The 12677-nt window shown below is 64.2% G+C and carries 11 protein-coding genes; 2 read left to right on the top strand and 9 right to left on the bottom strand.

Features of this window, described 5'->3' with window-relative positions:
* Position 1: 1 nt before the first annotated feature.
* A complete protein-coding gene (locus CDO52_RS17170) occupies positions 2 to 640 on the bottom strand; it encodes an ABC transporter ATP-binding protein (protein WP_017617952.1) in 639 nt (212 codons plus the stop codon).
* A gap of 364 nt (positions 641 to 1004) precedes the next feature.
* On the bottom strand, positions 1005 to 1364 hold the full coding sequence (locus tag CDO52_RS17165; protein WP_051060688.1) for a cupin domain-containing protein: 360 nt from the start codon (positions 1362 to 1364) through the stop codon (positions 1005 to 1007).
* Between the two features lie 114 nt (positions 1365 to 1478).
* Between CDO52_RS17165 and CDO52_RS17160 the strand changes: the two genes are divergently transcribed.
* Positions 1479 to 2912 carry an aminotransferase-like domain-containing protein gene (locus CDO52_RS17160; RefSeq protein WP_017617950.1) on the top strand — a complete coding sequence of 478 codons (1434 nt, stop codon included), beginning with the start codon at positions 1479 to 1481 and terminating at the stop codon, positions 2910 to 2912.
* 491 nt (positions 2913 to 3403) lie between these two features.
* Complete coding sequence (locus tag CDO52_RS17155) at positions 3404 to 4207, top strand: MBL fold metallo-hydrolase (protein ID WP_017617949.1); 804 nt, start codon at positions 3404 to 3406, stop codon at positions 4205 to 4207.
* Positions 4208 to 4283: 76 nt separating this feature from the next.
* On the opposite strand, the gene CDO52_RS17150 is transcribed toward CDO52_RS17155, so the two are convergent.
* From CDO52_RS17150 to CDO52_RS17115, 7 genes are all read right to left on the bottom strand, one after another.
* Positions 4284 to 4880 carry a dihydrofolate reductase family protein gene (locus tag CDO52_RS17150; RefSeq protein WP_017617948.1) on the bottom strand — a complete coding sequence of 199 codons (597 nt, stop codon included), beginning with the start codon at positions 4878 to 4880 and terminating at the stop codon, positions 4284 to 4286.
* Positions 4881 to 5135: 255 nt separating this feature from the next.
* A complete protein-coding gene (locus CDO52_RS17145) occupies positions 5136 to 5546 on the bottom strand; it encodes a hypothetical protein (protein ID WP_017617947.1) in 411 nt (136 codons plus the stop codon).
* Positions 5547 to 5860: 314 nt separating this feature from the next.
* Positions 5861 to 6064 (bottom strand): hypothetical protein, encoded by a 204-nt coding sequence (locus CDO52_RS17140; protein ID WP_017617946.1) that lies wholly within the window; start codon positions 6062 to 6064, stop codon positions 5861 to 5863.
* 1258 nt (positions 6065 to 7322) lie between these two features.
* Positions 7323 to 7544, bottom strand: coding sequence for a VOC family protein (locus tag CDO52_RS17130; RefSeq protein ID WP_026125654.1), 222 nt, complete (start codon positions 7542 to 7544; stop codon positions 7323 to 7325).
* Positions 7545 to 7823: 279 nt separating this feature from the next.
* A complete protein-coding gene (locus CDO52_RS17125; RefSeq protein ID WP_017617944.1) occupies positions 7824 to 9362 on the bottom strand; it encodes an FAD-binding oxidoreductase in 1539 nt (512 codons plus the stop codon).
* A gap of 178 nt (positions 9363 to 9540) precedes the next feature.
* A complete protein-coding gene (locus CDO52_RS17120; protein WP_017617943.1) occupies positions 9541 to 10947 on the bottom strand; it encodes a S10 family serine carboxypeptidase-like protein in 1407 nt (468 codons plus the stop codon).
* 23 nt (positions 10948 to 10970) lie between these two features.
* A complete protein-coding gene (locus CDO52_RS17115) occupies positions 10971 to 12158 on the bottom strand; it encodes a phosphatidylserine decarboxylase (RefSeq protein WP_017617942.1) in 1188 nt (395 codons plus the stop codon).
* Between the last annotated feature and the right edge of the window lie 519 nt (positions 12159 to 12677).

The raw sequence follows: 12677 nt of genomic DNA, 5'->3' as shown, positions 1-12677 counted from the left end.
GTTACCCGTCCTTCACAGCGTCGGCAGACGTGGGCGTCAGTCGCCCGCCGTCCAAGTGCCAGAGGCGATCGAACCGGGCGATGTCGAAGGCGATGTGGGAGATCACCAGAACGGAGCGGCCACGGTCGCGCAGTTCGGCTGCCAGCTCCCAGAAGCGTTCATAGGTCTTCCAATCGAAGCCCTGGTACGGCTCGTCCAGGAGGAGCAGTGGCGGATCGTGCATGAGGGCGAGGGCGAGATTGAGCTTCTGCTGCGTGCCTTCGCTCAGGGCACCGATCCGATGGTGGCGGTATTCGGTGAAGGAGAGAATCTCTAGCAGCTCCCACCCGCGCCGCAGGTCGGGGAGGTCATAGGCGACCTGGAAGAATCTGAGGTGCTGGTCGACGGTGAACGTCGGGTTGAGGACCGTGTGCTGGGGGCAGTAGCCGAGCCCTCCGGGGTAGGATACGGTGCCACGATCGGGGGAAAGCTGCCCGGCGAGTATCTGGAGGAGCGTCGACTTGCCGGAGCCGTTCTCGCCGACCACGCCACCCAGGCAGCCCGGCGGAAGGTCCATGTGGATTCCGCGGAGCACATGGTGGTCGCCATAGGACTTGTGGAGATCATGGACGCGGAGCGTCAAGGAATCGAGCAGGTTCAAGCGGCTCCTTTCGAGGATCTCCCGCAGTCGCCGTAGGTCAGAGCGATCGTGATTACACAGTGTATTAAACATGTCGCTCTAGGTGTGTGGGATTGGTTGAAACTGTCATCCCGCTACCTGACTGACAGGGCCGGAATCCGCTGCCGGTTGCTGCCGACTGCACCGGCCGTCCTGCGCACACCTCAGCGCCATGGGGGTGGCAGCCCGACCTGTCCCGTGGGAATCTCTGCCGCGCCGTGTGGTGCAGGGGTGCGGAAGAGCCGGCAGCGATGCGGGGTGCGCTGGGCCGGGCGTGCCGGTCCTCCTGTCACGGCCCTGCCCAGGCCACGATCATTGGGCGGGCGGAACGCGTCCCACGACGGACCTAGTTTCCGTACTGCTTGGTCTCGGGCCGCTCCACCATGAGGGCGTGCGCGGGTCGTTCGGCGACAGGGCGGTGCCGCAGGCCCCGTGGCACGACGAAGATGCCGCCACGGGTGAGGACCACCGGCTCCCGCCCTTCCAGGTCGAGGCGGAACGTCCCGTCCCAGCAGAGGAAGAGTTCGTCTTCGTCGTGGTGGTGCCAGGGGAACTCGCCCTCCAAGCGGGCGATGCGCACCACGGAGTCGTTGACCAGAGCGAGTTCCTGCGGCTGCCAGGGACCGGGCAGGGCGGCGACGACCTCCGTGATCGAGACGGGCCCGCCCGCTTCCGGGTGCTGCGTCTGTCGGCTCGGTGTAGCCATGTTGCGCTCCTTGCGTCGTTGGCCGTCGACGGTGACCGTCGACCTGACGACGACCATCGTGGATGCGGGGCGGGAGCCGTTCCCAGAGCCAATCGGTGCATAATTGGTCTGGCTATGAAACCAATCGACCTGGCCGAGCGCCTCGGCCGCTGGTCGTCGGGGCGCGGGCCGCTGTACCTGTTGCTCGCCGCGCGGCTGCGCCAGCTGATCGACACCGGTGAACTTCCGCCGGGCACGCTGTTGCCGCCGGATCGCACACTTGCCTCGTCGCTGGCGGTCGGGCGCTCCACCGTTGTCGCCACCTACGACCTCCTGCGCACCGAAGGCCGAATCGTTCGGCGGCAGGGGAGCGGCACCCGCGTGGCCGGGGAGCCGACGACCGCGGCGCCGCCGGACCACACCACCGACGCTCCGGTCTTCCTCCACCTGCTGGAGCCACGCGACGACGTGATCCTGCTCGGCTGCGCCGCGCCGGACGCCGTTCCCCCGGAACTGGCCGAGGCCTATGCGCGGGTCCTGCCCGAGCTTGCGAAGACGACCGGCGACATCGGGTACCACCCGCAGGGCCACCCCGGACTGCGCCGTGCGATCGCCGACGACTACGAGCGGCGCGGTGTCCCCACTCGACCAGAGCAGATCCTGGTCACCACCGGCGCCCAGCAGGCACTGTCCCTACTCGCCCGCGCCCTCCTCCGGCCGGGCGACCTTGCGCTGGTGGAAGCCCCCACCTACCCCGGTGCCGTGGAGGCGTTCCGCGAGGAAGGCGCGGTCCTGCGCGCGCTGCCCGTCGGGCTGGAGGGCATCGAGGCGGCGGTGCGCGAGCACCGGCCATCGCTCGCGTACGTGGTGCCGACCTTCCATAACCCCACCGGAGCGGTGCTACCGGCGCTGGCGCGACGCCGCCTGGCCGAGGTCGCGGGCGCGGCCGACGTGCCCCTGATCGACGACGAGGTGCTGACCGACCTGGGATTCCCAGAAGAAGAGCCTCCGCCGCCGGTCGCCGCCTACAGCGACGCCGTGGTATCGGTCGGCTCGCTGAGCAAGATCGTCTGGGGCGGCCTGCGTGTCGGGTGGGTACGCGCCCCCGTCGCTCTCGTCACCCGACTCGCGCGGCTGCGGGCGGTGCACGACCTCGGCGGCAATGTCCTCGCGCAGCTGGCCGCCGCTGACCTACTGCCGCGCCTTGAGCCATTGCGGCGCCGCCGGGCCGCTGAACGGGAGGCATGCCACGACCATCTACGCGCGGAGCTGGCTCGCCACCTTCCGGACTGGGACGCTCCCCCCGTCCCGGGCGGGCAGACACTGTGGGTGCGCCTACCGCATGCCGACGGCGGTGCCTTCGCCCAGGTGGCCCTCCGCCACCGCGTGGCGGTTCTGCCGGGTGTCGGCCTCGACGCGTCGGGTGGCAGCCGCGACCACGTACGCCTCCATTTCGCGGCGCCACCCGAGGAGCTGAGCGAGGCCGTCCGCCGCCTGGCGGAGGCATGGCGGGCGTTCCAACCATCGGCAGTGACGACGAGCACGGCCTCCGCGCGCCTGGCCGTGTAGAGGGCGACAAGGCGGCGGGTCGAACCGAACGGAGACCCTTGTCGTCCACGCCCTACACGAGGCCGACATCACCCATGCAACGAATAGATCTTTGTTCACTACGATGTCACTTTGAGGGATATTTCCGGGTTTTCTCGGTCGTCTCTCGTGCCTGGTAAATATCCATCCATAAGACGCTGAACTGCTCGACGAAGCGGAGCTGGACGGTAGTGAGATCGGCTATTCGATCGGACTTCCGCCCACGCACATTCATCCACCCGCTCCTCCGGGAACCGGCCATGCCTGGCAGTTCGATCGCATCTCCGACGTGGCGGCCGCAACCAAGACGCCTCTCGTGGGAATGCTGCGCCCGTGAGGGCGTGCAGAAGGGCTCAGTCCCTTTTTGGGAAGTTTTGAGGAAATGCCGATCCCGCAGAAAGCTGGCGTAGTGGTCCCGGTCCGTACTGTGATGTATTGCCTGTGGTCATCCCCGCGAAGGAAGGATCTGAACAATGAAGCTGCAACTCATCGGGACCGGATCGATTCTGACCGCCCGCATGAGCGCCTCAGCACTCGTCGACGACAAGCTCCTCATCGACACGCCGAACGGATCCATGAAGGCGATGCGTCGAGCGGGGCTCGACCCATGCTCCGTCGACTTCTGCCTCATCACGCACTTCCACGCCGATCACTTCTTCGACATCATCTTCCTGCTTCTGGAGCAGGGACTGCAGCAAACCCGGGACCGCGACCTGGTCCTGATCGGCCCCGCCGGCTTCGCCGACCGGGTTGACCAGCTCTTCGAACTCAGTTACCCCGGCTCGTGGGACGAGATGGAGGACAAGGTCCGCCCCCGCTACGTCGAGTTCGACCCCGCCGACGGCGGCGAGTGCTCCGAAGGCGGCTACACCATCCGCGCCCTCCCCATGCAGCACACGGTCCCGGCGCTGGGCTACCACATCACCGACCCGGCAGGCGCCCGACTGGGCTACACCGGCGACACCGTCCGCTGCCCCTCCGTCGACGAGCTCGCCGCCGACACCTCGGTGCTGCTGCTCGACACCTCATTCCCGACGGGCCGGGTAGGCCATATGGGCCTCGACGATGTGGAAGGGGTAGCGGACCAATGGCCGGACCTGCACCTCATCGCCACGCACCGCGGCGATGACGTCACGCACTCCGCACGCCCGAACATCATCTTCCCCGCCGACGGGCAGACCTTTGACATCACCGCCCAAGGGCTTCGAGCCGATGCCCGATCCATGCCCAAGCAGCGCGGTGACCGCAAGACCTCCGTACTTGGAGTGGACCTGTGAGGACCGGACAGGCCTGCCCGAGAGGGGTGGGGGAGCACGGGCGTAACTTTCGTCTCCGCCGCTGCCGTGCTCAGCCTCATCCTTCGGCGACCGGCCGGTAGGTGCAGACGTGCACCCCCGTGCCGCTGTTGACGCTGGAGACCAGCTCCAGCGGGCGCTTGGCGCCGTCGTCCGGGAAGATCGACTTTCCGCCGCCGAGGAGCACCGGCATGATGATGAGCCGGAGCTCGTCGACCAGACCCTCGCGCAGGAGGGTGCGTGCGGGCGTGGAGCTCCCCATGACCAACAGGTCGCCACCGCTCTCTTCACGCAGGTCCCGGAGGCGGGCGACGGCTTCGCCGCCGGGGATGCGCGTGGTGCTGTTCCACGTCAGGTCGTCATCGCCCAGCGTCCCGGTCACGACGTACTTCGGGATGGCGTTCATCCGGTCGGCGAACGGGTCGTCGGTCCGCCCGGGCCACGCCGCCGCCATCGTCTGCCAGGTGCGGCGCCCGAACAGCAGCGCCTCGGCCTTGGACAGAGCGTCGTCGAAGGCGCCGCCCACCACCTCCGGATCGAAGAACGGCGCAGTCCAGCCGCCATGGGCGAAGCCACCGTCGGTGTCCTCCTTGGCTCCTCCCGGGGCCTGCACGACGCCGTCCAAACTCATGAACTCGATGATCACGATGCGCACGGGACTCGCTCCTCTTCCTGTTCCTCGTGTTGGGGGAGAGGGCACGGGAGAACGTTGCGGCGCTCCGAAATCAGCGCGCCCCACCTGTCCCCCTTCCCTCTTTCGTGAGGTGGGGCACATCGTGGCACTCCCCGCCGACAGAACGGCGGCGGGCGTCGAGCATGGCGACTGCTTCGGCCGTGTGGCCCCCAGGTCTCCCTGCGGGGCCACACGGCCGAGAGACATCATCGGCCGCGCTGGGCGCGGGCGCTACGGCTACTCTTCGTCGTCTTCCGTCCCTTTGTCGTCGTCAGCGGTGCCGTCGTCCGTGCTGTCGTTGCCGCTACTAGCGAGGGACTGGGAGAGCACAACGATGGGCGCTCGGGTGGCTCCCTGGCGGCTCTGGTCGAGCTTGCGCCAGGCCGTCGCCCATCGCTGGAATTCGGCCTCGTCCCCGCCGCAGGCGATGACGAAGGCATTGAGCTGGGTGAACTTCGGCAACCCCTCGCTCTTCAGGGCGGCATGGAAGGCCGCGGCCGAGCACGTGTAGCCGCAGTTCGTCGCCATGGTTCGGTAGGACGGGTTGCCGGCCCAGCGGCGGTAGCGCCGCATCGCTTCGACGAATTCCGATGGTGTGCTTGTCTGCAGGGGGTCGGGACGCAGGTCGAATCCCTCCACGTCGCGCACGGCGATGGCTCGCTGCCTCCGAACTGAGGGCTCTGGAGGATCGTCGCCGTCCTCCCCGGCGACGCGCGGTGCGCCGGTACGAAATTGCTGTCGCCGGACCCGCTGATCCCGGGCTTCTCGTTGGTCACGCTGATTACGGGGATCCCGGTCATCGTGAGCGACCGGCACGACCGGAACCTCACCCATCAGTGTCCCGTCGGCGGCGCGGCGAACGCGGCACGGATAGGCATCGGGGGCGATCTGGTAGACGGTGGAGGGACGTTGCGAGCGCGAGGTCCGCTGGGGGCCGGTCGGTTCCAGGAGATCGCGGAAACTCATGCGACTCCCCCCACCCCGTTCGAGCGTGGCGTCAGGCGTGGGGTGAGGTCGGCGACGATCGCGAGCGCGCCGAGGCTGACCAGCAGGGCGGTGGCGATGCTGTCGCCGCCGATCAGCAGCCCGCAGGCGATCAACACCACGACGAACAGAATCAGGGGACGGTGGGCATGGGGGCGGCTGCGACTGATTCTCAGAAGCATGGAACTTCCTTCACTTCTCGGGGTGGCCCCGATTGTTCCCGGGGCACTGGACCGGCCTGGATCGGACCGACAGCGCTCTGGGGATGCGGGAAACAATGCGGCGCGCCAGTGAAGACGGGAGGAGACGGCGTGCCACGAGCGCGGGCGGTTGGCCGTGAGGCGAATGTACAGCAACTCCCCCGGGCGTCGAGCCCCTTTTGACGTCGATTGTCGGACAGTTCCCCCCATGCGTCGCATGCGGTTCTTCGTGTGCGTGGAGGTGGCTGTGTACGCGCATTTGTCGTCTATGTTCAGGGGTGTTCAGGAACGTTCGGACGTGTTTTGCGACGTCTTTCTTTGTCCTGGCATGCTCAGGGGATTTTGAGAGTGTTGATCAGAGAAAGTAGGATCCTGGCAAGTTCGGAAGGAATGACGGATTCTTTCCGGGCGATCGAATATCGGGTTAGGCACACGCCGTAACCCGTGGCGGAGGCAGCGGAGACCTCGGAGGCATCGGTAGGCCTGGATCTCGCCGCGCCGGTCGGGAAGAGGAGACCCCGACCGGCGTGATGCGGCCGATCTCCATGCGTTGAGCCCCCGGTCGCACGGAGGAACACGTCGGCCGGGGGCTCGGCACGAAGACCGCGGTCGGTTTCGTCGCCGTCTCTTCTGCTATTGGCAGCGCCGACCAATGGCCTGAGACGGACTGATACAGCCCTGACGCGTCCTTATCCGGCCTGGCGGAGCCTGACGGGGACGCCGAGCGCACCCGCGACGGCGGTCGGAATATAGCGGTGTGCGTAAGGTCGATGCCGACACGGTGCTTCCCCCGCCCGTGCCCATGCCGGCCCCTGGAGCCCCGAAAGTATGAGCACTCCGCCGGACCCCTGCGCGACTCCGACCCTGTCGAGTTCGGTGGGTTCCGCATTCGACGGCGTGCCGTGCTCGGTAGTCGTCCGGGCTGAACCTGGGAGGGCGGCGGCCTCGGCGGCCGCAGTTCTTGGGGTGTTGTTGTTGGTCTGCCGTTTCGTCCACGGCGACGGCCGACCCGACCGCGTGGGCACAGGCAACAGCGGTTCCAGCCGCGCCCACTGCTCATCAGTCAGGTCAAGCCGCCTCGTCACCGCTTGGGTGGCCACGAGGTCTCCGGTGTCAGGTTTTTCTTGGTCGATGAACCCTCGACCGGAGATCTCGCTTACTTCACGATCACGACACGCCGGTCACACCGGACTTCGAGGCAGACCCTAGGTAGCTGGTGCCGAGGCGTGACCGATAAGCGTCAGAGTGGGTTGAGGCGGGCCTTGAGCAGGCAGAACTCATTTCCTTCGGGGTCGGCCAGGACATGCCACTGCTCCTGCCCTGTCTGGCCGATGTCGGCCGGGCGCGCACCGAGCTTCAGAAGGCGATCGAGCACTACGAAGTCCAGGACCTCGCACCAGAACCTCGCCAGCACCTCAGGGTCGCGGCAACCGAGCACGAGTTCACTGATACGACATGCCATGAACGAAACCTGCTTTCAGCTTGGGAACTTCAGGGGAGGCCACACGCGAATCTCATGATCTCCCAGCAGTGAAAACAATCCCGCGATCGTATCGGACGAGGCGAGCACAGGCGAAATGAGTTTAGGGCCGATCTTGTCCGGGCATCCGGGAAAGGCCATTGGCCATGCAGTAGGAAAACTGACTTTGAGACACGACCTAGCGGTGCCCCGTCCGTCGGACGGAGGAGACTCCAGGCCGCTCCGATCCTCTATCGGTAGGCCTGGAGCTCATGGGTGGTGTCATGCAGGGTCCGGGTTGATCTGGGATTGGTTGCCGATGCTTTGGCCGTAATGGAACATGCCAGCAGGGTCGTACTTCTTCTTCACCTCGACGAGTCGGTTGTAGTTGCTGCCGTAGTAGCGCTCGCTCCAGCGGGTCAGGTCCGGGTCGGGGAAGTTCTGGTAGCAGTGGTCGGGCCCGTTGGCACCCCAGACCTGGGTGTACAGCGAATTCAGCCAGTCGCGGCAGGCTTGCGCGGTGGCAGAGGAGTCGTCGTCGGCCCAGCTGGACTCGAGGGCCATGATGAAATGTGCGTTGCGGTGGAAGAACGCGGTGGCGTCCGGCCTGACCTCGTTAATCGCCCCGCCCATGGCGAAGAGGGCGATTCCGGCGCCGTCGTCGTTGCGACTGCCCGGCCAGGTTTTCATCGCGTCGACGCAGGCGGTGATCTGGTCCGGGGTGAGTTTCTCGTTAACGATCGCCGACTTGCCGCCCCATTGCAGGACCGGTGTGGTGGCGAAGGTGTAGTCGGTGGCGCGCCAGAAATCCATGTCCTCGATTCGGCTCTTCAGCGTGGGTGAGGCGCAGTCCAGGACCGGCTTGAGGAGCTTTCTCAGATCTGCTGCTGTGCCGTAGAACTCGCCCATGGCGTTGCAGTTGGCGTTCTCGGCAGACTCGGCGGGGCTGCGGCCGGAGGTGCCAATACCGAGCCGCAGGTGGAAGCCATCCGGTGTGCCCGCGTCGGCGATCAGGTTCTGCATGGCTTGGACGACCGCCACGGTGTCCTTGATGGGCCACTTCAGGTCGAAGACGGAGAACTGGGCGGGCACTGGGTGCGTTTTGAAGGTGAAGTCGACGGTGACGCCGAAGTTGTTGCCCGCTCCGCCCCGGCAGGCCCAGAACAGGTCGCTGTACTCGTTGTGCTCATTGGCGGTCACGATCCTGCCATCGGCCAGGACCACGGTGGTCTCCACCAGGGTGTCGCAGGTCAGGCCGTACTTGCGGTCGCTGAAGCCGATGCCTCCACCAAGTACCAGCCCGCCGAGCGCCACGGAGGGGCACCGCCCGGTCGGGATGGCCACATGCGGGGCGGACTGGCGCCGCAGCCACGGGTAGACGTCGGCGTTGGTGGTGCCGGAACCGGCCTTCAACAGCGGGGTGTCGCCGTTGGATGGTATAAGGCAGGGGTTTTTCAGGCGGCTTAGGTTCAGCAACAGACCGGGGGTGGTGCTGTAGCCAGCGTAGTTGTGCCCGTTGGAGCGCGGCGCGACTGGCAAGCCCTGCTCGTGGGCCCACTTGATCGCGATACTGACGCCTTCGGCGCCGTTCTCCCCGGTGTCGTTGCCAGGGCAGACGACACCCTGCGGCCGGACGTCGGCATACCGGTGGTTCTGCGGGATGCTCAGCGGGTAGTAACTGGAATCCCCTGGCAGGTACAGCGTTCCGGCATCGGCCTTCTGCAACTGCTGCTGGAGGCTGGCCCAGTCCACGTCGCCGGCGGCGGCCGTCCCTGCTGTGGTCGTCGCGTCGCGCTGCGGCAATTGGCTCCCGTCGGTCATGCTGACCTCTCCTCGCATAGCTGATGGCGCTGTCAGGCATGGTTGATTTCGCTGCTCTTGAGGAAGGGCAAGCGTCGGCATCGCGATGAATATGATTCGACTGCGCCGCCTTGCCTGAATGCCACCCTGGACCTTTTCAGACACCTTCTGTTCGCTGGGCTCGCAGAGGCGAATTCCTCTACCCGCTGAAACTGTCGCCTTGAGCGGCCGCTGTTGGATCGTAGCCTGGGAAGGGGTGCTTGAAGATCCAGTTGTAGATCATCTCCCGGCATATCTGCGGCTGGAAAGCGGGTACCTGGTGTCCGGAGCCCGGCACGCTGACCTGCATTAGGTTCCGGTACTGGCGGACGAACCCCTTCGGATTTCCCTGCGCCTGTGTCCAGATCCGCCGAGGAGCGTTGAACCAGTGCTCGTCCTCCGTGCTGTCTCCCCATTTATTGAGGTCGGACAGAATCTCCTCCGTGCTCTGATACCCGCACGCTGTGTCGAAGTTCCCAGTGTAGAAGAGAAGCCGATAGTCCTTGCCGAGGAGCTCTGCGAAAAGTCCGGAGCAGTCCTTCATGTTGTCTTCCACAAGGGCTTCTGCCACCGGCCCCTCATTGTCCGCAGATTGCCAGGTCACTTCCCAGGGAACGTGCAGGGCGCTCTTGACGTCATTGCTGTTCAGATATGAGTCCAGCGCTCCCATGGACAGGTCGTCCCAACGCCGCACGTCGTAAAGATCGAAGTTGCCTCCATACGCCAGCGTCGTGACCACAAGGTCATTTCCGAGCTTGGTGGCTCGCTCCATGTCGCCTGCGTGCAGTGCCTTCTGGAATTCGGCGTATGATTCTTGCAGCTTCTTCTTTTGTGCGCCTCCGATGAACCCGGTCGCATAGACATAGTCAATCATCACCCGGAGTGACAGCTCGGGCTTGATCCAGCCGTTGCCGACGGATGCTCCATGAAGCTTGATCGGCACATCCTTCTGCGCGGCCCTGTTGTTCTGCTCGTCAATCTTCAGGGCGATCGCCGGAACATATTTTCCGGCATAGCTTTCGCCGCAGAGGTAGACCGGGCATTCCGCGTACTCGGGGTGCAGCTTGAAGAACTCCTGCAGACCCTCCCAGAACATCTGGCTGAGGTCTTCTTCATTGTGCACATACTCCCGAGATTCTGCATAACTGTATCCGGTGCCGATGGGCTGATCCCAGTAGACGACGTGCGCCTCCTGGTTCCAGCTGGCGGGATTCACGGATATCGTCCCGGTCGCGTCGCCACTGATGGTGAACGGCCCGTTCTCCAGGAACAGACCCAGCAGCGAGGAGGCGCCCGGGCCGCCGTTAAGCCAGATGATCAGTGGGGTTTCGCTGATCAGTTCCTGCTGATCAGCGACGGAGACGTGCGGGCTGCACGTCTGACTCTCGAAGAACCAGTAGAAGAGGTGATTCTTGTTGCCGCGATGCACCTTGCTGTCGATGTCGACATGCCCGGCGTAGGAGCGGGACTTCTTGGTTCCTGCGGTATACAGATCAATAGGAAGGGTGTTCCCGAGGTTCGACGGGATTGAGGTGACGAGATCCCAAGACACGTGGTCACCGTCCATTCGGTATGTGAGAAGAGAGGAAATCAGAACCGGCGTCGCCTGGACGGCGTACGCCAGGAACCCGAAAAGAGCCCGAGCGATGTTTCCTTGCTCTCGAAGTGCCCGATGCGCTGGCCCTGGTGCAGTCGGAGTGCAGGGAACCGCCCCTTCTCGAACAGGAGGATGTTCAGTGACCCGCCGTATTTGAAGAATCCGATCTTCTCCCCCTTGTCCACCGGGACTCGTTGGGGGCGCGAGACGCTCTTGAACTTCTCCAGGAACTGGACGGAGGCTATCGAGTTGAGTCCGACAGGCACCATTCCCACATGCCCGCGGTCCAAGTCCTCCGTGTCGATAACGAGATAGCCTCGACGGAAGTTGTCGAACATGCTGTAGTCGTATCCGTAGCCCACGTCTCCCTTGTTGAGAAGGTCGGGGAAGTCCCGCATCCCGTAGTAGATCCCGCCGACGTCATCGCGTGACTCCACCACCTTGCCTTCGACCGGAGCGTGGTAGCAGTGGTACATATCGGGCATGAGGATGCAGGATACGGCGGTGCCCCCGATGAACTTGTCGGCATAGGGGGAATCGCCGAGCAGTTCTTTGACGTTCATGGTGACCGTCTTGACCGGGATGGGCGTGGTTTCAGTCAACTCATCGACGATCATGTTGATGACACAGTCGGCCGGCGCGACCACTACCGACTTGTCGTCGGGCGCATCAATCGGCCGCTTACCCGGCTTCACAGCGCGGGCGAAGAATTCATTGAAGTTCTTGAAGCCCTCGGGCGGGATGACATAGTCATCCATGCTCTGCCCGAGCTGATCTTCCCACGCCTTCACAAGCGGGAGTGAGTCCGGGGAGTCCATGTACTGTCCCTGCAGCTCCGTGAACTCAGCGGTCATTTGGTATCCCGGACCGGAAGTGAAGAAGACCATCCCGTAGTCGTTCTCGTAGCTGAGCCAGCTGAACATCTCGATATAGTTCAGCCCGTCGTGGACCCCTGGCTTCCACTCATACCAACTGCGGAAGAAGTTACACAGGTCCTCGATGGTGTTATTTCTCCAGTCGTAGCTGACTTCGTCCGGCGTGTCATCAGGAAGCGGTTTCACGTTCTCGACCGCCGCGTCATACATGGTACGAAACCCTTGATAGTCCTCTTCGTACCAACGACGGATCTTCTCGATGAAGTCATCGATCGTGGCGCTGGGCTCAAATTCGTTGTGTGTCATTTCTTGCCTTTGCATTTGAGTTGTCGAATCCTGCAGGAGGGGATTTCTCCTGTAGGCGTGATGGGCCTCAGAAGCCTCTTTCTCTTGTTTGCGCGGTTCGCGATAGGTGTCGGCAGTCGTGGTGGTTCCGACAGTCGTCGCTCCTGTGGCTATCCCATTGCGATGAGCGCGAAAACATTCCCCTTCGTGCCTCTCGTGATTGTGGGCGACGGCCATAAATTCACAAGCAGGCGCGAAAAGGGGAACTGGTGTCAAGGGAAAAGAAATCCGAATGGTTGGTAAGGATCGGTTTCGATGAATGTTTTATCGTTCGGCGAAGAAGTCTGAATCTGATGCTCGCACGCGAGAGTGCTTCATGCAAGCCCTTGCGCAATGCATCTTTTGTTTAACGTGCAACTGTTGTTGATTGATTAAATTCCTACGCCAAGGGCAGCAGGAGAGGATTTCTGTGTCTTGTTGCTGCTGGAGCGCTGGTGAGCCACAAATTCAGCAGTCACGTTGGGCGCGTTGTGACGTGTC

It is taken from the genome of Nocardiopsis gilva YIM 90087 (genome assembly GCF_002263495.1).
GTDB lineage: Bacteria > Actinomycetota > Actinomycetes > Streptosporangiales > Streptosporangiaceae > Nocardiopsis_C > Nocardiopsis_C gilva.
This window is presented reverse-complemented; position numbering and strand designations above follow the sequence as displayed.

Bases quoted from the DNA above. Each gene is read 5' to 3' on its own strand.
- CDO52_RS17160 (WP_017617950.1), top strand. From the start codon at position 1,479: ATGAAACCAATCGACCTGGCCGAGCGCCTCGGCCGCTGGTCGTCGGGG.
- CDO52_RS17140 (WP_017617946.1), bottom strand. From the start codon at position 6,064: ATGCTTCTGAGAATCAGTCGCAGCCGCCCCCATGCCCACCGTCCCCTG.
- CDO52_RS17115 (WP_017617942.1), bottom strand. From the start codon at position 12,158: ATGACACACAACGAATTTGAGCCCAGCGCCACGATCGATGACTTCATC.
- CDO52_RS17130 (WP_026125654.1), bottom strand. From the start codon at position 7,544: ATGGCATGTCGTATCAGTGAACTCGTGCTCGGTTGCCGCGACCCTGAG.
- CDO52_RS17125 (WP_017617944.1), bottom strand. From the start codon at position 9,362: ATGACCGACGGGAGCCAATTGCCGCAGCGCGACGCGACGACCACAGCA.
- CDO52_RS17155 (WP_017617949.1), top strand. From the start codon at position 3,404: ATGAAGCTGCAACTCATCGGGACCGGATCGATTCTGACCGCCCGCATG.
- CDO52_RS17165 (WP_051060688.1), bottom strand. From the start codon at position 1,364: ATGGCTACACCGAGCCGACAGACGCAGCACCCGGAAGCGGGCGGGCCC.
- CDO52_RS17120 (WP_017617943.1), bottom strand. From the start codon at position 10,947: ATGGACGGTGACCACGTGTCTTGGGATCTCGTCACCTCAATCCCGTCG.